Annotated in this window: 21 protein-coding genes; 9 read left to right on the top strand and 12 right to left on the bottom strand. The window is 65.1% G+C overall.

The genetic code is table 11. The features are described 5' to 3' along the window. Entirely contained in the window at nt 1–489 is a 489-nt protein-coding gene (gene rpsI / locus GU920_RS13950) for a 30S ribosomal protein S9 (RefSeq protein ID WP_161767693.1), read from the top strand. Between the two features lie 217 nt (nt 490–706). On the opposite strand, the gene GU920_RS13945 is transcribed toward rpsI, so the two are convergent. Next, entirely contained in the window at nt 707–919 is a 213-nt protein-coding gene (locus tag GU920_RS13945) for a DUF1127 domain-containing protein (protein WP_161767692.1), read from the bottom strand. An 88-nt stretch (nt 920–1,007) separates the two neighbouring features. Here GU920_RS13945 and GU920_RS13940 point away from each other — a divergent pair, with 88 nt between their 5' ends. The 5 genes from GU920_RS13940 to GU920_RS13920 all read left to right on the top strand — a co-directional run bounded on the left by GU920_RS13940 (nt 1,008) and on the right by GU920_RS13920 (nt 5,799). Continuing rightward, nucleotides 1,008–2,414: an aminotransferase-like domain-containing protein gene (locus tag GU920_RS13940; RefSeq protein ID WP_161767691.1), complete on the top strand. Its 1,407-nt coding sequence runs from the start codon at nt 1,008–1,010 to the stop codon at nt 2,412–2,414. Between the two features lie 212 nt (nt 2,415–2,626). Then, entirely contained in the window at nt 2,627–2,884 is a 258-nt protein-coding gene (locus GU920_RS13935; RefSeq protein WP_161767690.1) for a hypothetical protein, read from the top strand. Between the two features lie 148 nt (nt 2,885–3,032). Continuing rightward, entirely contained in the window at nt 3,033–3,905 is an 873-nt protein-coding gene (locus tag GU920_RS13930; protein ID WP_161767689.1) for an ABC transporter permease, read from the top strand. Continuing rightward, nucleotides 3,902–4,708: an ABC transporter permease gene (locus GU920_RS13925; RefSeq protein ID WP_161767688.1), complete on the top strand. Its 807-nt coding sequence runs from the start codon at nt 3,902–3,904 to the stop codon at nt 4,706–4,708. The genes GU920_RS13930 and GU920_RS13925 overlap by 4 nt, the downstream gene beginning before the upstream one ends. A gap of 14 nt (nt 4,709–4,722) precedes the next feature. Next, entirely contained in the window at nt 4,723–5,799 is a 1,077-nt protein-coding gene (locus tag GU920_RS13920; RefSeq protein ID WP_161768095.1) for an ABC transporter ATP-binding protein, read from the top strand. Between the two features lie 96 nt (nt 5,800–5,895). Here the strand turns inward: GU920_RS13920 and GU920_RS13915 are convergent, their stop codons facing one another. From GU920_RS13915 to metA, 4 genes are all read right to left on the bottom strand, one after another. Then, nucleotides 5,896–6,510, bottom strand: a complete 615-nt coding sequence (locus tag GU920_RS13915) for a TetR/AcrR family transcriptional regulator (protein ID WP_161767687.1) — start codon at nt 6,508–6,510, stop codon at nt 5,896–5,898. Nucleotide 6,511: 1 nt separating this feature from the next. Beyond that, nucleotides 6,512–7,387, bottom strand: coding sequence for a polyphosphate kinase 2 (gene ppk2, locus GU920_RS13910; protein WP_161767686.1), 876 nt, complete (start codon nt 7,385–7,387; stop codon nt 6,512–6,514). An 81-nt stretch (nt 7,388–7,468) separates the two neighbouring features. After that, on the bottom strand, nt 7,469–8,434 hold the full coding sequence (locus GU920_RS13905; protein ID WP_161767685.1) for an alpha/beta fold hydrolase: 966 nt from the start codon (nt 8,432–8,434) through the stop codon (nt 7,469–7,471). Further along, the gene (metA, locus tag GU920_RS13900) at nt 8,409–9,326 is read right to left on the bottom strand and encodes a homoserine O-acetyltransferase MetA (RefSeq protein WP_161767684.1); all 918 of its coding nucleotides are present in this window, start codon (nt 9,324–9,326) and stop codon (nt 8,409–8,411) included. Before metA ends, GU920_RS13905 begins: the two co-directional genes overlap by 26 nt. Before the next feature lie 141 nt (nt 9,327–9,467). Between metA and GU920_RS13895 the strand changes: the two genes are divergently transcribed. Then, nucleotides 9,468–10,193 carry a hypothetical protein gene (locus GU920_RS13895; RefSeq protein WP_161767683.1) on the top strand — a complete coding sequence of 242 codons (726 nt, stop codon included), beginning with the start codon at nt 9,468–9,470 and terminating at the stop codon, nt 10,191–10,193. Here the strand turns inward: GU920_RS13895 and GU920_RS13890 are convergent, their stop codons facing one another. The 6 genes from GU920_RS13890 to guaA all read right to left on the bottom strand — a co-directional run bounded on the left by GU920_RS13890 (nt 10,194) and on the right by guaA (nt 16,310). Beyond that, nucleotides 10,194–11,075 (bottom strand): ATPase, encoded by an 882-nt coding sequence (locus GU920_RS13890; RefSeq protein ID WP_161767682.1) that lies wholly within the window; start codon nt 11,073–11,075, stop codon nt 10,194–10,196. Between the two features lie 115 nt (nt 11,076–11,190). Further along, nucleotides 11,191–12,279, bottom strand: a complete 1,089-nt coding sequence (locus GU920_RS13885) for an outer membrane protein transport protein (RefSeq protein ID WP_161767681.1) — start codon at nt 12,277–12,279, stop codon at nt 11,191–11,193. An 89-nt stretch (nt 12,280–12,368) separates the two neighbouring features. Next, nucleotides 12,369–13,265: a DMT family transporter gene (locus GU920_RS13880; RefSeq protein ID WP_161767680.1), complete on the bottom strand. Its 897-nt coding sequence runs from the start codon at nt 13,263–13,265 to the stop codon at nt 12,369–12,371. 91 nt (nt 13,266–13,356) lie between these two features. Beyond that, entirely contained in the window at nt 13,357–14,352 is a 996-nt protein-coding gene (locus GU920_RS13875; RefSeq protein ID WP_161767679.1) for an alcohol dehydrogenase catalytic domain-containing protein, read from the bottom strand. A 108-nt stretch (nt 14,353–14,460) separates the two neighbouring features. Then, complete coding sequence (locus GU920_RS13870; protein ID WP_161767678.1) at nt 14,461–14,739, bottom strand: putative quinol monooxygenase; 279 nt, start codon at nt 14,737–14,739, stop codon at nt 14,461–14,463. After that, nucleotides 14,736–16,310 carry a glutamine-hydrolyzing GMP synthase gene (guaA, locus tag GU920_RS13865; RefSeq protein WP_161767677.1) on the bottom strand — a complete coding sequence of 525 codons (1,575 nt, stop codon included), beginning with the start codon at nt 16,308–16,310 and terminating at the stop codon, nt 14,736–14,738. The genes GU920_RS13870 and guaA overlap by 4 nt, the downstream gene beginning before the upstream one ends. 247 nt (nt 16,311–16,557) lie before the next feature. Here guaA and GU920_RS13860 point away from each other — a divergent pair, with 247 nt between their 5' ends. Continuing rightward, nucleotides 16,558–18,111 (top strand): trimethylamine methyltransferase family protein, encoded by a 1,554-nt coding sequence (locus GU920_RS13860; RefSeq protein ID WP_161768093.1) that lies wholly within the window; start codon nt 16,558–16,560, stop codon nt 18,109–18,111. Here the strand turns inward: GU920_RS13860 and GU920_RS13855 are convergent. Beyond that, a complete protein-coding gene (locus GU920_RS13855; RefSeq protein WP_235933301.1) occupies nt 18,104–18,463 on the bottom strand; it encodes a DUF6477 family protein in 360 nt (119 codons plus the stop codon). The two genes, GU920_RS13860 and GU920_RS13855, sit on opposite strands and share 8 nt — an antisense overlap. A gap of 210 nt (nt 18,464–18,673) precedes the next feature. Here GU920_RS13855 and GU920_RS13850 point away from each other — a divergent pair, with 210 nt between their 5' ends. Then, nucleotides 18,674–19,786: a DUF6456 domain-containing protein gene (locus GU920_RS13850; protein ID WP_161767676.1), complete on the top strand. Its 1,113-nt coding sequence runs from the start codon at nt 18,674–18,676 to the stop codon at nt 19,784–19,786. The last annotated feature ends 1 nt before the right edge of the window (nt 19,787 follow it).

Genomic DNA, 19,787 nt, shown 5'->3' with positions numbered 1-19,787 from the left:
ATGGCCGACATAAAATCCCTCGACGATCTGAAATCCGCCGTGGCCGGTTCCGCCGCCCCCGCCGCCGAGGCGGCCGCGCCCAAGACCCCGCAGCGTGACGCGCTGGGTCGCTCCTACGCGACCGGCAAGCGCAAGGATGCCGTCGCCCGCGTCTGGGTGAAGCCCGGCTCCGGCAAGGTTGTGGTCAATGGCAAGGAAATGGCGGTCTATTTCGCCCGTCCCGTGCTGCAGATGATCCTGAAGCAGCCCTTCCAGATCGCTAATGTCGAAGGTCAGTTCGACGTCTACGCCACGGTGGCGGGCGGCGGTCTGTCCGGTCAGGCTGGTGCTGTGAAGCACGGCATCTCCAAGGCGCTGCAACTTTATGAACCCTCGCTGCGCCCGGCGCTCAAGGCGGCTGGTTTCCTGACCCGCGACAGCCGCGTGGTGGAACGCAAGAAGTACGGCAAGGCCAAGGCCCGCCGGTCCTTCCAGTTCTCCAAGCGCTGATTCATCTGTGCCATCTGTCAGAAGGCCCGCCACATGGCGGGTCTTTTGCTTTGCGCAGCCCCGGTGGCTCGGTTTGGTGGTCCTGCCTGTCCCGCGCCTTTGGCGTAGGCAGATCCACGGTCGGCGCCAGGTGCCGCCCGCTTTCCGGGTCCTGATCTGCGAAAAAAAAGAAAGGCCGGGCGAACCCGGCCCAGTCAGGGGACCGTAAAGGAAAGGGTCAATCCTGCCAGAAGGCCTTGGCAGCCTCGCGCGCGGCGTGGTCTTCGCCCAGACCGATGTCGCGCAGCAGGTGTTCGTCCAGCCGGGCCAGCGCCCGGCGCCCCCGGCGCCGAGCTTCCCAGTCCGCCAAAGTCAGCGCCACCGAAACCAGAAGCCGAGACAGGGGCGGCAGCGGGGCGGACAGCACGTGGGGCAGGGGCCGGGCCGACATTTCAACATTCCTTTTGTGTTGATACAAAACGTTTGATCTGCTACGAATATTGATACAATACACGCCAAACGGGGGCCAGAGAAACATTGTGACCGGCACAATATGGACGCCTGACCTCTCTGCCTATCCCGGCCCCAAATATCTGTCGCTCTCTCGCGCGCTGCGCGAGGCGATCCGTTCGGGCGAACTGGCGGAAGGTGCGCAACTTCCCACGGTGCGCGATCTGGCCTGGGTGCTTGGCGTGACGCCGGGCACGGTGTCGCGCGCCTACGCACTGGCCACGCAGGAAGGGCTTCTGGCGGCGACAGTCGGTCGTGGCACCTTCGTCGCCGCCCGCGCGCCCCGGCTGGGCCCCACGCAGCCCCTGCTGCTGGAGCGCGAACCCGATCAACTGGTGGGCCGGATCGACCTGCGCGCCCCCCGCCTGCCGGATGTGGGGCAGTCGCAGGCCTTCGCCGCCGCCCTTCACGCCATCGCGCCCCGCATCGGCGAAGACTGGATCGACTACCCCACGCAGCGCAGCGAACTTCCCCTGCGGGCCGCGATCTGCGACTGGCTGTCGGACCGCGCGCTGGGGCAGGTCGGCCCCGATGACATCGCCCTCACCGCAGGCGGGCAGAACGCCATCAGCCTGATCTTTCTGTGCTGCCTGCGCGGCGATCGGCCCGTCGTGCTGACCGAGGAACTCGCCTATCCCGGCTTTCGCCACGCCGCCCGCCTTGCCCGGGCCGAGGTGGTGGGTGTGGAAACCGATGATCAGGGCCTGATCCCCGAGGCGCTGGAGGCCGCCTGCCGCCGCCACGGCGCACAGGTGCTCTGCCTCACGACCGAGGCGCAGAACCCCACAACCGCGCGCCTCACCCCTGAACGCCGCCACCGCATCGCCGCCATCGCCCGGCATTTCGACCTGCAGGTGATCGAGGATGATTGCTATACCCTGTCCGAAAGCGAATGGCCCGCCCTGCGCGCGCTGGCGCCGGAACGGGTCTGGCATGTGGGCAGCCTGTCCAAGACCATCTCGGCGGCGCTGCGCTTTGGCTATATCGTCTGCCCCACGGGCATGGGCGAAACCGGGCGCCTGACAGCGCAGCATGCCTTTTTCGCGCTTCCAAAGCCGGTCAGCGATCTCTGCCTGCATCTGTTCCAGACCGGGGCCGCGCATGAGATACGCCGCCGTGTGGGCGAGGATCTGGAACGCCGCATCCGCATCGCCGTCAACTTGCTCGGGCGCTTCGATCTGGCATGGCAACCGGGCCTGCGCTTTGCCTTCCTCAACCTGCCGCTCGGCTGGCGCGCCTCCACCTTTACCCGGATGGCCGAAGGCGATGGCGTGCTGATCCGTTCCGCCGATGAATATGCCCTGATCCATGGGCGCGCACCCCATGCCATTCGCTTCGCGCTGGCAGGCCACATCCCCGAGGACCGCTTCACCACCGGCATCGAAAAGCTGGCCAGCCTGCTGTCGCGCCCGCCCTACGATCCGCCCGCTGTCTGACATCGCGCCGCGCCTGGCAGTCAGATTGTGGCGCGATTGTGGCAATCACGGGGCGCGCCTTGCCACAATCTGCGCCAGCCCGGCCAATTTGTGGCGAACAAGGCGCGAATCCCCGGGATTGTTTCCCCCTCGCGTAAAGATGTGTTGACCGTGCGGCGCCCTCTGTGGCGGTGTCGTCGCATACGAGCAGACACAAAAGAATGGACCCGAAAATGGGACAACAGGCCTTTTTCCATGCGCCGCACGGCGGCGCGGATTTTCTTGGCATCCGCAAGTCGCGCAACGGCGCGACAGAGATCGTCTATGATGACGGCGTCACCCGCCGCATGGTCTGGCGCGTCGCGGGGCAGGCCCCGGATGGCAAGCTCACCGATGCGCTGCGCGTCGCCGTCGGCAGCCTGCGTGTCCTGCCGACGCTCTATGACGAGCTGAAAAAGCGCGCCATCCAGATCGAACGCATCCCCGGCTGATCGCCCTGTCACGGCGCTCTGCCCAAAAATCAGGCCGATGCGGTGCTTTTCACCGCGTCGGTCTTGGTGCATGGTAAGCCGACTTGCGCGCCGCGCGGGAATGCGTCTAGATTTGATCAAACACAAGAACGTGCCAACAGGGGGCATGATGGCATCCAGTTCAGGTAAGAGCGCCGAAGGCCGCTCCGAGGCGGCCAGTGGCCTCCTCCTTGTCAGCCCCACCTTGATCTATGCGGTCCTGCTTCTGGCCGCGCCGCTGGTCACGGTGCTGATCTATTCGCTGTCGCTGGAAGGGGGCGGCTTCGGGTTCGACAATTACGTCACCGCCTGGTCGGATCGCATCAATCAGCTTCTGATCATCCGCTCGCTGACCGTGTCCCTCTCGGTCACGCTGGTCACGGTGTTGCTGGCCTATCCGGTGGCCTATTTCGTAAGTTTTTATGTGAAGCCAGAACGCAAATCGCTCTGGCTCTTCCTGATCACCATTCCGTTCTGGACCAGCTACCTGATCCGCGTCTTCCTGTGGAAGGTCATCCTCGGGTTCAACGGCGTGATCAACTCGGGCCTCATGTCCATCGGGATCATCGACGAACCGCTGCAGGCGATCAATTACAACGTCCCCGCGCTGGTCATGACGCTGGCCCATGCCTACGCACCCTTTGCCATCCTGCCCATCTTCGTAGCGCTGGAAAAGATCGACCGCTCCTTCCTCGAGGCCGGGCGTGACCTTGGCGAAAGCCAGTTGATGACCTTCTTCCGCGTCACACTGCCCCTGTCGATGCCGGGCGTGATCGCGGCGGTGCTCATCGTCTTCATCCCGACGGTGGGGGACTATGTGACGCCCGACCTCATCGGCGGCGGCAAACTGCCCATGATCGCCAACCGCATCGAAGGCACCCTGCTCAAACAGAACAACCGCGAACTTGGCTCTGCCATCGCCGTGGGTGCCATGATCGTGGTGGCCGTGGTCAGTATCGTCTTCCTTCTGCTCAACCGACGCTTCCTCAAAGGTGCGAAATGAAGTCGCCCGGGTTTCGCGCCTACACGATCGGCTATCTGATCTTTCTCTACGCGCCCATCGTCCTCTTGCCGCTCTTCGCCTTCAACGACAGCCGCGTGATCGCCTTTCCGCTGCAGGGCTTCACGACGAACTGGTTCAAGGAGATGTGGGCCGACGTGAACCTTTGGAACGCGGTCCGCAATTCGATGATCATCTCCATCTCGGTGGCGGTGATCTCCACCACGCTGGGCCTCTTCGCCGCTCGCGCCTCGACCCGGTTCAAGTTCCCCGCCAAGACGGGGATCATGGGCCTGATAATGCTGCCCCTCGTCCTGCCGGAAATGATCGTCGCCATGTCGATGCTGGTGGTGCTCTTGTCCTTGGGCATCGACCTGTCGATCTTCACCATCATTCTGGGCCATGTGCTGATCTGCACGCCCTTCGCGGTGGCGATCCTCACCTCGGCCTTCCAGTCGCTCGACAAATCGCTGGAAGAGGCGGCCTATGATCTGGGCGAGACGCCGCTATCGACCTTCTGGCTGATCATCCTGCCCCTCGTCATGCCCGGCATCATCTCGTCGCTGCTGATCTGCTTCACCATTAGCCTTGACGAATTCATCATCGCCTACTTCCTCGGCGGCAACGAAACCGTGCTCTCGGTCTATATCTACGGCCAGTTCCGCTTCCCCGCCAAGGTTCCCGCCATCATGGCGCTCGGCACGATCCTCGTGCTGCTCTCCATCACTCTGCTTGCAATCGCTGAATATTTCCGTCGCCGCGGCATCGCCAAGGCCGGCGGGAAGGACTCCGGAGGCTTCCTGTGACAACCAAAGACGCCATGATCGAGTTCCGGGACGTCCATAAGTATTACGGCGATTACCACGCCCTGCGCGGCATCACCGCCACCATCCGCCCGGGTGAGTTCTTCTCGCTGCTCGGCCCCTCGGGCTGCGGCAAGACCACGCTCCTGCGCACCATCGCCGGGTTCGAGGATATCTCCTCCGGCGCCGTTCTGGTGGACGGGCGCGACATGGCGGGCGTCCCAGCCAACAAGCGCCCCACCAACATGGTGTTCCAGTCCTACGCCATCTTCCCGCATCTGAGCGTCGAGGAAAACGTGGGCTTCGGGCTGCGCCGTGATCCGCGTTCCAAGGATGAAAAGGCTCGCGCCGTGGCCGAGGCGCTCGAAATGGTGGGGCTCAAGGGGTATGGCAAACGCGCCGCCCATGCCCTGTCGGGCGGCCAGCGGCAGCGCGTCGCGTTGGCCCGCGCGCTGATCCTGAAACCCAAGGTGCTGCTGCTCGATGAACCGCTCTCCGCGCTCGACAAGAAGATGCGCGAACAGATGCAGGTGGAACTGATCCGCCTGCAGCGGCAGGTGGGAATCACCTTCATCCTCGTGACCCACGATCAGGAAGAAGCGCTCGTCATGTCCGACCGGATCGCCGTCATGTTCGAGGGCGAGATCGCGCAACTCGCCGATCCAGAAACGCTCTACCGCCGCCCGAACAGCCGCAAGGTGGCCGATTTCATCGGCACGATGAACTTCCTGCCCGCCCGAGTGCTGGAAGAGAACGCCGGCGCGGTCGAGATCGAGGCCGCAGGTTTCGGCCGCATCCACGTCGATGCCTCGCAGGTCATGGGCGGGGCCACCGCCGAAGGCGCCACCGTGGGCTTCCGCCCGGAAACGCTTACCATCCTCTACGAAGGCAGCGCCGCCACGGATCGCGAAAGCATGGCCACCATCGAAGAGGTCGTCTATTTCGGCGACATGACCTATTACGACGTCAAGATCGACGGAACGGAAACGCCGGTCCGCATCTCCATGCGCAACGTCTTTGGCCGCCCCGTGCTGGATCGCGGGGCGCGCGCCCGCGTTGGCTGGTCACCCGGCGCCTTGGTGCTGTTCCGCTAGGATCCCGATTTTTTGCAGGAAAATCGCAGGCCCGATTCTTCAAGGAAGGATCGGGCCTCTTCCTTTCACCCCGAATTTTCGCAGGAGATTCGCCGTTCACCGATCCGGCGGCAGGAGCCCCAGGCCCCGCAGATAGATCCCGATCCCCGTCTCCAGCAGGTCCTCTGGCGTGAAAGGCGATTTCGCCCCTGGCGCCCCGCGCATGTACAGTTCCACCACCCCGTGACTCATCGCCCAGACATGGGCCGAAAACATCGTCGCCGGTGGACGGCGCTCGGGCGGCATCTGTTCGGACAAGGTCTCCGCCGCGCGCTCCAGCACGGCCCGCGCCTTGGCCGCCACATGCGCCAGTTCGGGATGGGCATTGAAGGACAGGCCGCTTTCGAACATCGCCATGTAATGGCCAGGATACTTTCTCGCGAAGGCCAGATAGGCGCGCCCCGTCGCCTCAAAGGCCGCAAGGGCCGATGGCTTGCCCTCGTTATAGGCAAACTCCATCAGTGCGGCAAACACGTCATAGCCCTGCCGCGCCACCTCTGCGATCAGATCATCGCGCCCCGCGAAATGGCGATAGACGGCGGCAGGCGTGACATCCGCCCGCTTCGCGGCTTCCGACAAGGTAAATCCCTGCGGCCCCCGCTCGGCGATCAGGTCCAGCGCCCCCTCCACCAGCGCCTGTCGCAGATTGCCGTGGTGATAGCCGTGCTTCATCTCATCCCTTGGCGCGCAGCGCCGGGCCGCCGCAGATGGCAGGATCGGGCGCGCCGATCAGGCCCTCGTCCTTGCCCTTGTAATCCACCGCCTGCAACACCGTCTGGATGGCCGCAATGCGGGCGCGCTTCTTGTCATCCGACAGGATCACCGTCCATGGCGCAAAGTCGAAATGGGTGCGCGCCATCGTTTCGTCAATCGCGCTGCAATAGTCATCCCATTTTCCCAGCCCGTCGATGTCGATAGGCGACAGCTTCCACTGTTTCAGCGGATCCTGTTCGCGCGCCAGAAACCGGCGCAGCTGTTCGGCCTGTCCCACCTCAAGCCACAGCTTCACCAGGGTGAAGCCCTCATCCACCAGCATATGCTCGAACTCGGGCAGCTGGCGGAAGAAGGTCTCGCGCTGCGCGGGCGTGCAAAAGCCAAAGACATGTTCCACAATGGCGCGATTGTACCAGCTGCGGTCAAACATCGCCATTTCCCCCGCCGCAGGCAGCCAATCCACATAGCGTTGGAAATACCAGCTGGCCGCCTCCCGGTCCGACGGTTTGGACAGCGCCACCACATTGCAGACCCGCGGGTTCAGGTTCTCGCGCATCACGTCGATGGTGCCGCCTTTGCCCGCCGCATCGCGCCCCTCGAAGATCACGATCACCCGCTTGCCCGTCGCCTTGATGTCGGCCTGCATCCGCACCAACTGGCGCTGCAGCCCCTCCATCGCCGCGTCATAGGCCTTGCCCTTCATCTCTTCCGCATAAGGGTAACCCGGCGTCAGGATATCATCCTTTCCCGCCGTCTCGATCGCCTTGCGGATCGCCTTCGGGGCGGACTTGCGAAAGAATTTCGAGATGGCGCCGTCGAAGGGCAGATCGGTCATGGTATCCTCACACAGGCTGTGCCGAAAATATGGTGTCCAGTATCGACGCCAGTATCGCCACCACTATGGCGATGGGCGCGTTCAGCGCAATCCGGCGCGGGCTGCGGCACGGTGGATCGCCGCGATCACCGCGTCAGGATGGGTGTGATGGGGCATATGGGCGACATCCGGCAGCAGCGTCAGCTGCGCATTGGGCAAGAGCCTTGAGAGCGGAATCGCATGGATATCGGCCGGCACCGTCGTATCCGCGGTCCCATGCACAATCTCGACGGGCAGGGACAAGCGCGGATAGGCTTCGGCCATCTGCATGACATAGGGCTTCAGGCCCCAGACCTGCCGCCCATTTGCGCGCAGGCTCTGGCGGCGCATGCTCAGGCCCACGCCGATATAATCCGCATAGCCCACCGGCGCCGCATCGGGCGCAAAGATACCATCCACCACCTGCGCGGCCCGCGCGGGCGGCACGAAGGCCGTGATGACAGGCACCACGGTCGCCCCGCCCAGCCGCGTGCCGGTCACCGCGTAATAGGGGCCAAGGCCCCCGGGCCAAGGCATCGTCGCCCCCGAGAGGATCACCAGCGCCGACACATCCGGCGTATCGCTCAGCCCCCAGGCCATGGCCACCGATCCACCATAGGAATGGCCCAACACGATCGGCCGCCGCACACCCAGCTGATCCGCAGCCGCGCGCAGCAGTTCGGCCTGCGCAAAGGGGCTCACCCCCGCCTCGCCCAGATCATCGGTCCAGCCCAGCCCGGGCCGGTCAAAGGCGATGACGCGATAGTCCTGCGCCAGCCGATCCACCAGCGCAAAGGTGAAATCGCGGGTGTTCCCGCTGGCCCCATGAATCAGCACCAGATCCGGGCCGCTGCCCTGCACATGGGCATGCACCCGCCGCCCGGCCACGCTCAGCACTTGGCCTGTCGGCGGATAGTCCGCCTCGGCCTGCCGCTCCCGCTCGTCCGCCCGCCGATCCGTCAGCACGGCGCAACCGCCGATGGCGGTAGCGGCAACAATCAGGCTAAGTGCCAATTTCGGAAATCTCATATGGCGTGGACTGGTAAATCTCGTTGATCCAATTGCCATATAGAAGATGTGCGTGACTTCTCCACCGGTTCAGCGGCGGTTTCGCCGGATCGTCATCAGGATAATAGTTCAGCGGCACGTTGATCGCGGTGCCATTGGCGATATCGCGATCATATTCCTGCTTCAGCGTGTCGCTGTCATACTCGAAATGGTTGAAGATATACAGCGCGCGATGGGCCGTATCCTCCACCAGACAAGGCCCCACCTCTTCCGACCCCAGAAGGGTGCGCAAGCCCGGCCTGCCGTCAATCTCGTCCTGCCGCATCTCCGTCCAGCGGCTGACCGGGATCACGAAATCATCCGAAAACCCCCGCAGAAAGGGCGATGTGGGCGCAAGGTTGCGATGTCGGAAGCAGCCAAAGGCCTTGTGCGGCAGCATGTGCTTCTTCACCCCGTGGAAATGGTTGATCATCGCCATCCCCCCCCAGCAGACACCAAAGGTCGATTGTACATGGGTCTGCGTCCAGTCAAAGACCTCGCACAGCTCATCCCAATAGGTCACTTCCTCGAACGCCAGATGCTCGATCGGCGCACCGGTGATGATCAGGCCGTCGAACTTTTCGTCCTTCACCTCCTTAAACGGGCGATAGAAGGTCTCCATATGCGCGGCAGCGGTGTTGCGGGTCTGATGCTCAGTCATGCGGATCAGATGCAGGTCGATCTGCAAGGGCGTCGCCCCGATCAGGCGCGCGAACTGGTTCTCGGTCTGAATCTTCTTGGGCATCAGGTTCAACAACCCGATCCGCAGGGGGCGGATATCCTGCCGCGCCGCCCGCTCGGGCGACATGACCATCACGCCCTCGTTCCGCAGAACGTCATAGGCGGGCAGGGTCTCGGGCAGGGTGATGGGCATGATATCCTCGGGCGGGGCACGGCTCGGCAGCGCACTGACCTAATGGCAATCGCCCGGAACATCAAGCCGGGCAAGGCCGCTCCTCGCTTGACGGATGGCGCGATCCCGACAAGGCTGGTGATCCGCGGAAAAGGAAACCCGATGTCGAACCCCTGCCGAATGGTTCTGACCGCTGTCGCCCTTTCCCTCGTCGCATCCGCCACCTGGGCGCAGGGCGATGACGGGATGGAACAGCAACGCTGCGTCTGGTCCTGTCTTGCCAATTCACCCGGGGCAGCCAGCGCAGAGTATAACGCCTGCGTGGCACAGCTCTGCGAAGCGCTCAACCCCGGCTCTCCCACAGCCGATCCCGCAGCCGATCCCGCGCCGTCGGGTCTGACAGTATCGCCCCGGCCACCCGCGCGCCCGACGGGCGCCACGGCTGACGCACACGCCTCGGCCGCCGCCCCACCGCCCATGCCCCAGACGCCGGTCGCGCAGAACACCCCACAGGACGCCGCACCGTCAGGTTGGACCTTCGGACCGGGGGCCGATGGCGCTGGGATGTTTGCAGGCGTAGCCGATCCCGTAAGCGGGCGCCGGATTGATTGGCTCTGCGCCAAGGGGCGGCCTTCGGTCCTCGCCCTGTCACCCTATGAAGGGGAGGGCAGGGTGATCTTCACCGTGGACACCCGCCCCCGCGAGGTGCAGCTGACGGTCGAAGGCGCGGCAGCTTTCGCGCCCATAGGCTTTGCCGATCCGCTGTTCTTGCACATCGCCTCAGGCCCGGAATTCACCGTGGCAGATCCCGCAGGGCAGGTGCTGGGCCGCTTCAGCATGGACGGCGCGCCCCTCGCCATCGGTCAGGCAGAAGGCCGCTGCCGCTGATCAGGTGGCGTTCCGGCGGTCAATCGCCGTCTCGATCAGGTCATGGAAATCCTGCGGACCGCGCACGAGGGCCACCTCTTCCGCCGTCACCGTCACCCCCCAGCGCGCCATCGCGGCATAGCGCGGCTGTCGGTGGTTCAGGATCCGCGCATAGCCAAAGCGCAGGAAGGCATCGGGATCGACCTGATCCTCGGCCTTGCCCTCCTGTGCCAGATACTCGGCCCAGAGCGTGGCCAGAAAATCGGGTTGATAGTAGATGGGCTTCGGCGCGCGGTCGAAACGCCGGATCAACTCGTCCCGATGCGCTTCCGATCCCTTGATCCAGACCAGAAGCAGGTGGTCGGCCAAGGCCCGCATCACCGGATCCTCCGCATCCGTCGCATCCACCACCTCGCAGATCGACCCGCCGCTGTCGCAGACGAAATTCGAATAGCCATAGATGTCGCGCGCCCGTTCGATGAACCGGGTCGTGTCCAGCAGTGCGGCGATCTCGGCCTCGCGGTGCTGCGCCTGCCGCTTGCAATATTCCTCAAAAGGCACGCCGCCGCGCGCCGGATCACCGGGCTTGCCCAGATAGGTGGACAGGGGGGCCAGATTGTTGAAGGTGATGTTCGACGCGATATAGACGCTGTCGGTCATCAACAGTTCCCGCAGCAGCGGCACCTTCATCGCTTCGCGCTTGAAATTGTCGGCGATGTATTCGCCCATGTAGCGCGTGCCGATCCGGTAATCGACCGAGTAATGGAACCACCCGCCGCCCTGCTGTGGTGGCGCATCGCGCAGCATGTTGGCCAGATGCGTCTTGCCAAGGCCGGACATGCCGAACAGCAGCACCCGCTTTTCCTGCGCCGCCCGATACGCCGCGCCGCTTGCATAGATCATCACCCGCCCCCTGATGCCTTTCCGCCTGATAGCGCCCCGGGGGCCTGAGTTCACGCGGAAAATGACAAAGGCCCCGCCGAAGCGGGGCCTTGCTGCCCTCCCGCGCCTGGCAGGATCAGAAGCTATAGCCGACGCGAACACCCACGCCGACAAAGTTGTTGTCGGTGAACTGGCCGCCGATGCCCGACGTCGTCGCATCGCCGATCCAGCCATAGCTCGCACCGACCGTGACCTTCATACCCGTCGGCGCGGTATAGACACCGGCCAGCGTCAGGCTCGTGAACCCGTCAGTCGGCCCGAGGTTGCCCACAGTGCCGCCACCGGCACCTTCATAGCCAACCGAGACAAGGCCCGAGAAGCTTTCGTTGAACCGCCGCCCCAGACCCAGCGAATAGGTCACCGTGTCCTTGTTGTCCGTGCTGAGCGGCACCAGACCGCCGCGCGGCGCAATCGTGAATTCCGACCAGTCCCGCCAGCGGATCGACCCGAACAGCAGCGTGTCCTTGGCGATGCCCGTCTGGAAATCAAGGTTCACGCCCTGCGGGATAGTGGTGGAAAAGCCCACATTCCCCGGGAAGGGCAGGTTGTCGGTCGCCGCGAAATCATGCGTGACTTCCGAGATATAGGTCAGCGACACGCGCAAGGCGATGTCGGGGCGCTCATAGGCCACACCCACGACATAGCCGTAATCGGTCTCCTTCGACGTCGTCATGTCATAGGTGGGGGCAAAACCCGTCGTCGCCCCAAGGTTGACGTTGTCAACCATCCCGTCCGTCCGCACCGCGCGCAGCCCGGCATAGGTGCTGAAATTCGGCGAGAACCGGTAATGCCCCAGCAAGCTGACCTGCAGGCTATTCACCTCGGCATTGCTGCCGTTGAAGAAATATCCCGTGCCACCCGGATAGGCCACATCCACGCCGACCGGCTGATCGACGATCACACCGATGGCGAATTCATCCGTCAGCTGGTACTTCAGCGACCCCGAGAGGGTCGTATAGCTCGATGCCATGTCACCAGAGCCGACACCCAAGGCCACGCCCGAAACGCTCGGCGAGACCGACCCGAAGGCCATTTCGAAGTAGTTGCCATTTTCAAACAGAAAGGCCGGGCTGAAGACCGACCGCTCGATCCCACCCGCCTGCGCCGAAAGCGTGCCCATCGCCAGCGCGGTGGTCGCCCCCAAGATCATTTTCATTGTTGTCATTCCCGTAACTCCTCCCGCGCACGTCCCCACGGGCGCCCTGTGGGTAACGCTAGGCGTGGGCGGAATTTGGGTCAATTCATGACGCCACGTCACGGATTTGTGACCGTACGAACTGTTGCAGGCTTGCGCGTCTCGGCTCGGATATTGGCGAAGTTCCCTATGAAGATGACCGCCGCCCCCAGGATCACAAAGGGATCGAGCGGCTCTGCGTACAGCATCGCCCCCACCAGCGCGATCACCGGCAGGCGGGCAAAGTCGATGGGGATCACATAGCTTGCCGGTGCAAGCGACAGCGCAGTGGTGATGCAAAGATGCGCCAGCAATCCGCAGAACCCGATCACCGCCAGCCAGGGCAGCGTCTGCGCGGTGGGCAGCCGGATCACCCCGTCATGGCCCGCCATCACCAGTCCGAACACCCCCTGCATCAGCGTAAGCCAGAACAGGATGGACACGATGCTCTCGCCCCGTGTCAGCTTCTTCGTCATCAGGTTGGTCGCGGCAAAGCAGACCGCGCTCGCCGCCGCCGCCAGAACGCCCGGGTCCAGCGCGCTGAAATCCGGCCGCGCCACCAGCAGGATGCCCGCAAACCCCATCCCCGCCGCAAACAGCCGCACCCGCGTCAGCCGTTCGCCCAGAACCAGCGGCGACAGCAGGATCACCCAGATGGGCGAGGTGAACTCCAGCGCAAAGACCTGCGCCAGCGGGATCATGGTCAGCGCCCAGAACCACAGGTTCTGCCCGGTGAAATGGAACAGGTTGCGCACCAGATGCTGCCCCATCCGATCTGTCCGCACCTCGCCCAACCGCCGCACAGCGCCCGCCACGGCGATCACCAGCGCAAAACCCAGCACCGACCGCCACAGCATGATCTCGAACGTGTCATGCACCCCGGCGATGGACCGCGCGGCGATGGCCATGGCGGTGAAGGAAAACACCGATCCGGTCATCCAGAGCGCGGCGGCAAGCGGGCGATGGGGGGCTGTCATGGCGCGCACAGTCCCCCGCCCGCGCGCGATTGTCCAGAGGGGGCAAGTGTCAAGATGGGAAGATGTTCACAGGGGCAGGGCGCCCCACCCGTCACGCGCACGGCAGGACAATCGCCCGGATCTCCCCCGCCCGCGCCGGTGCCGCGATGGATGCCGCCGCCTCAGCCAAGGGCAGGGTGCGTGAAATCAACGGATCCACCCGGATCCGCCCCGCCGCGATCATCGCGGCCGCCCGCGCTTGCGTGAACGGGTTGATGAAGGACGACAACAGCTGCACCTCGCGGAACAGCAGATCGAAGGGCTCGATCCGCACGGTCTCGCCCCGTCCCAGCACGCCGAGGATGACCACCCGCCCGCCATCGCGGGCCAGACGCGGCGCCATCTCCACCGTTTCGGTCACGCCCGCACATTCCACCACCAGATCGGCCCCCAGGGGCCAGATCGCCCGCGCCCCGGCCTCTGTCGCCGCCGTCTCTGCCGCGCCAAGGGTCCGGCCCAACGCCTGCTTCGCCGCCGCCCGCGTGACCATCATCACCTCGGCCCCGGCCTGCACGCAAAGCTGCAGCGCCAGCATCCCGATCACCCCGCCGCCCAGAATCATCACCCTCTCGCCGGGCCGCGGCGCGCCCATGTCGATGCCGTGGATCGTGCAGGCAAGGGGCTCGCAGAAGGCGCCGTGCAGCGGGTCCAGATCGGCGGGCAGCACATGCGCCTTGTGCGCCGGAAAGGCGCAAAACTCGGCAAATCCGCCGTCCCGGCCCAACCCCGTCGCCACATTGTTCAGGCACAGGTTCACCCGGCCCCGAAGACAATTCTCGCAGGCCCCGCACCATGTGTTCGGATCGCAGGTCACCCGCGTGCCTTCGGCCAGCGTGACGCCATCCCCCACCGCCACCACGATGCCCGCGAACTCATGCCCCAGCGTCAGCGGGGGCTTGGATGGAAAGGTGCCGTGCAACAGATGGCGGTCCGTTCCGCAGATACCGCAGGCTTCCACCCGGATCAGCACCTCGCCCCGGGCGGGGGTGGGGACGGGCACCTCTTCGGTCCGGATCTCGCCGATGTCCACCAACCGTGTCGCACGCATGACGGGCCCTCCCTCCGTTTGGGGGATTAAGGCCCGTCCCTTGGCAACCCGTCAATCCAAACCGACTGGCCCACACCGCAAAGCCCGCCGGCTGTGCCGGGAAGCGGCTCAATCCCGCAGCTCCTCCACCCGGAAATCCCGCAGGATGGACCGCGTCGCTGCGAACCACGCACTGTCGCGCGTGCGCGCCTGATGCGCGTCAAAGGCGGCACGGTCACGGAAGCTTTCGGTCACGTCAAAGATCAACGGATCATCCGTATCGTCGATGCGAAAGGCGATGCAGCCCGCCTCTGCCCGCGTGGCTGCCTCATGGGCAGCACGATGCGCAAGGACCGCGCGCCGCTCATCCTCGGACATGCAGACAAGACGCCCCGACAGCCGGATCATTCCAGTTCGATCGTCCCCGGCGGCTTTGACGTGCAGTCATAGAACACCCGGTTCACGCCCTGCACCTCGTTGATGATCCGCGTCGCCGTCTCGCCAAGGAAGTCGTGGGTGAAGGGGTAGTAATCCGCCGTCATCCCATCCACGCTCGTGACCGCCCGCAGGGCCAGCGCATAATCATAGGTCCGCCCGTCGCCCATCACGCCCACGGTGCGCATCGGCAGGATGGCGGCGAAGGCCTGCCAGATCTCGTCATAAAGCCCGTGCTTGCGGATCTGGTCGATATAGACGGCATCGGCGCGGCGCAGGATATCCAGCTTTTCGCGCGTGATCTCGCCCGGGCAGCGGATGGCAAGGCCGGGGCCGGGGAAGGGGTGGCGCCCGATGAACGCATCGGGCAGGCCTAACTCGCGCCCCAGGGCGCGCACTTCATCCTTGAACAATTCGCGCAAGGGTTCGACCAGCTTCATGCCCATCTTCTCGGGCAGGCCCCCCACATTGTGGTGGCTCTTGATCGTCACCGACGGCCCGCCGCTGAAGGACACGCTTTCGATCACATCAGGATAAAGCGTGCCTTGGGCAAGGAAGGTCGCCCCCCCCACCGATTTCGCGTGTTTTTCAAACACCTCGATGAACAGCCGACCGATGGTCTTGCGCTTCACCTCGGGATCGCTCACCCCTTCCAGCGCGCCGAGGAAAAGGTCGCTCTCATCGGCATGGATCAGCGGCATGTTGTAATGATCGCGGAACATGGTGACGACCTGTTCCGCCTCGCCCAGCCTGAGCAGGCCATGGTCCACGAACACGCAGGTCAGCTGATCCCCGATCGCCTCATGGATCAGCACGGCCGCCACCGACGAATCCACCCCGCCCGACAGGCCGCAGATCACCTTCTGATCGCCCACCTGTTCGCGGATCTTGCGGATCGCCTCTTCGCGATAGGCGCCCATCGTCCAGTCGCCCTTGAAGCCGGCGAGGCGGACGAAGTTCTCGTACAGCTTTGCGCCCTTGGGCGTATGATGCACCTCGGGGTGGAACTGCACCGCAAAGAACCGCCGCGCGGGGTCGGCGGTGATGGCAAAGGGCGCGTTGGGCGAGGTGCCATAGACTTCGAAACCCGGCGCGATTTCCGACACGTGGTCGCCATGGCTCATCCATACCTGTTCGCGCCCCTCCGCGAACCAGCCGTCAAGGATCGGCAGACGCGCCGCCGTTGGCGTCACATAGGCGCGCCCGAACTCTGCCGTGCCATGCCCGCGCTCCACGCGCCCGCCCAGACAGTGCATCATGACCTGCTGGCCGTAACAGATGCCAAGGATCGGCACCCCCATGTCGAAGACGCCCTTCGGCGGCATTGGCGCACCGTCCGCAAAGACCGAAGCGGGGCCGCCTGAAAAGATCACCGCCTTCGGCGCGAAGGCCGCAAGGAAGGCATCATCCACCTTGTTGAAGGGATGGATCTCGCAATAGACATTCAGCTCGCGCAGTCGACGCGCGATCAGCTGCGTCACCTGGCTGCCGAAGTCGATGATCAGAAGGCGGTCGTGATGGGTGTGGGGGATGCTCTGGGTCATGCGCCCGCGTAGCCGTTGCGCCCGCATTTCGCAAGGGGGCGCGTCTGGCCGCCCCCCGGGGGCCTTGCCCCCGGACCCCCAGGGTATTTTCCCCAAGATGAAGACCGCAGGCGTCGCTTCTGTCGTCCCGTCATGTCGTTTTTGCGCGTCAAGCGCCGCATCCAGCCGGGGGAAGGGCGCGCTTTGGGCGCATAAGCGGGCAAAACCCGCAAGCGCTGCGGGCAGGATGGAGGATGACATGGGCGACATGGATGTTGCAGGCACAGCCGGGGCAGGGCGCAGGGCACGCGGCGGCGGCGGATCGGCCCGGCGGGCCGAGCGCACGGCCGTCAGCCTTGAAACCGCGCGTTTCATCCAGCGCAACATCCCGAACTTCGAGATCCTGAACGAAGAGGCGCTCCAGATTATCGAATGGAACGCCGACACCGTTCTGGAAGAGATCGGCGTCAACTTCGTCGAGAACCCCGAAGCGCTGCGCCGCTGGAAAGACGCAGGCGCCGACGTGCAGGGCGAACGCGTGCGCATCCCGCGCGGCCTTGCCCGCAAGCTCTGCGCCACCGCGCCCTCGAGCTTCACCCAGCACGCCCGCAACCCCGAACGCAACGTCGAGGTGGGGGGGCGCAATCTCGTCCTCGCGCCGGTCTACGGCCCGCCCTTCGTGCGCGACATCGACGGCGGGCGCCGCTATGCCACGATCCACGATTTCCAGAATTTCGTGAAACTGGGCTACATGTCGAAATGGCTGCACCATTCCGGCGGCACGGTCTGCGAACCCACCGACATCGCGGTGAACAAGCGCCATCTCGACATGCTGCACGCGCACATGGTGCTGTCGGACAAGCCCTATATGGGATCGGTCACCGAACCCAGCCGCGCCGAGGATTCGGTCGAGATGTCGAAGATCCTGTTCGGATCGGATTTCGTCGATCAGAACACGGTGATGACCTCGCTCATCAACATCAACTCGCCGCTGACCTTTGACGGCATCATGATGGGCGCGCTCGAGGTCTATGCCCGCGCCAACCAGGCCGCCATCATCAGCCCCTTCATCGTTGGCGGCGCCATGGCCCCCGTCACCGTGGCCGGCACGCTGACGCAGGTGCTGGCGGAAGTGCTAGCAGGCGTGGCCTACAGCCAGCTTGTCCGCCCCGGCGCGCCCGTGATCTTTGGCGCTTTCGTGACCTCCATCGACATGAACTCTGGCGCCCCCACCTTTGGCACGCCCGAGGCCGCGCATATCACCTATGGCGCGGGCCAGCTTGCCCGTCGCATGGGGCTTCCCTACCGCTCTGGCGGGTCCTTCTGCGGATCGAAACTGCCCGATGCGCAGGCCGCCTATGAAACCGCCAACAGCCTGAACATGGCCCTTCTTGCCGGCGTCAACTTCATGCTCCATGCCTGCGGTTGGCTGGAAGGCGGGCTGGTGTCCTCATACGAGAAATTCGTCATGGACGCCGATCAGCTTGGCACGCTGCACCACCTCGCCCAAGGCATCTTCATGGATGCGAACGGGCAGGGGATGGACGCCATCCGCGAGGTCGGCCCCGGCGGCCATTACCTTGGCTGCGCCCATACGCAGGCCAATTTCAAATCGGCCTTCTGGCGGTCGGACCTGCTCGATTACAAACCCTTCGAGACATGGGCCGAAGAAGGCAGCCGCGACACGATGCAACTGGCGGCGGAGCGGGTGAAAAAGCAGCTGGCCGATTACCAGCAGCCCGCCCTTGATCAGGGCATCCGCGAGGCGCTCGACGAATACGTCGCCCGCAAAAAGGCCTCCATGCCCGACGCCTTCATCTGAGATCCGCGCCGCCCGCGACCATCCCGGTGCGGGCGGCCAGTCCTTCCGCCAGAAGCGCGCGCTCGGCCATCAGCGCGATCAGCACCTCGACATGCCGCACGCATGACCAGGCCGGGCTGCCCGCCCGCCGCGCCCGCTCTGCCTCTTCCTCGCGCGCTTCGAGTTCCGCGATCGCCTGCGCCGATGTCGGGCAGCCGCCGATCAGGCGCGGCAGATCGCGCCCGCGCCGATAATCGGCCAGCCCATGCCGTGCCGCATCCATCAAAAGCCGCGGGCGACGCGGCCCGCCGCCTGCGGGCATGGGCGCGGCGACCGGCAAGAGGGCAGGGGAAAGGGCGGGAATCGGGGGCATGGCACACTCCTGAACAACACGGCGTCACCCTAGGCCCGCCATTCCCGCCGTTGCGCCGTACCGGATTCAGCGCGCGCATGTGTAAAGTTTTGTTGACAGTTTGTGGACAATCCTCGGTTTCGCGCCGCTTTGTTAACGAACCGCTAACCAAAACAAGTTTGGGTTGAGTTGACACTTCGTAAACATCCGCGGGGCGTATCGAGGATCACGATGCAGAACCAGACGACCCCCTCCCTGTGCCTGTCCCTGCCGCATTGGCTGCCCGATGCCGTGCGGCTCTACCTCGACCATACCGCAAGCGGCCTGCCCCTGCGCGAACTCGCGCGGCGGCGTGGTGTGGCCGCCTCCACGGTGATGCGGCAGGTGCGGCATTTTGAGACCCGGCGCGACGATCCGCTCGTCGATGCCGCGCTCGATGTGCTGCAACGCGCCGCACAATCGGCCGAGGGGGCGCCCCCAACCCCAGAGGATGCCATGACCGCCCATGCCCGCCCCGACTGCCTGCCGCAGGATGCCGCCACCCTCGCTGCCGAGGCGCGCCGCGTCCTGCGCCGTCTTGCCGAACCCGACGCGGTGCTTGCCGTGTCGGCCGATCTTGACCGCGCGGTGGTCCTGCGCACGGGGCCGGGGGGCAGGCAGATGCGTCTTTGCACCCTTGACCGCGCGGTCGCGCAGGCCTTCGCGCTGAAGGACTGGATCGCCTGCGCCGCGCCGGGCCGCGTGTCGGCCTATCGCCTCACCGGGGTGGGCCGTGCGGCCCTCCGCCGCCTGCTGGCGGAAGACGAGATGCGCGCAGGCGGCGTGCGCGAGGCGCAGTTCGTCTACGCCGCCCAGCACCGCGACATGGCCGAGGGCTGCGGCGAAGCCCCGGACGGGCGCCGCCGCCAGCGCTACAACGCGGCTGAAAGCCCGGTCACCGCCCTTGGCCGCAAGCAGGGCCGCGACGGCAAGCCCTATCTCGACCCCGATCTCGTGCGCACCGCGGAACGCCTGCGCGAGGATTTCGAACTGGCCCAGATGGGGCCGCGCGTGGCGCAGAACTGGGATCGGTTCCTTACCGGGGCCGACAGGGGCAGTTTCGGCCAGTCCAGCCCCGGCGATGGCCCCGCCGCCGCCCGCGACCGCGTGGCCGGGGCGCTGCGTGACCTTGGCCCCGGTCTGGGCGATGTGGCGCTGCGGGTCTGCTGCTTTCTCGAAGGGATCGAGACCGCCGAGCGGCGTATGGGCTGGGCGGCACGCTCGGGCAAGATCGTGCTGCGCATCGCGCTGCAACGGCTCAAGCGCTATTATGACGAAAGGGCAGGCCGCCCGATGATCGGCTGAT

The sequence above is a fragment of the Paragemmobacter ruber genome (assembly GCF_009908315.1).
Lineage (GTDB): Bacteria > Pseudomonadota > Alphaproteobacteria > Rhodobacterales > Rhodobacteraceae > Paragemmobacter > Paragemmobacter ruber.
The sequence above is the reverse complement of the archived record's forward strand: the minus strand, read 5'-3'. Positions and strand labels throughout refer to the sequence as shown.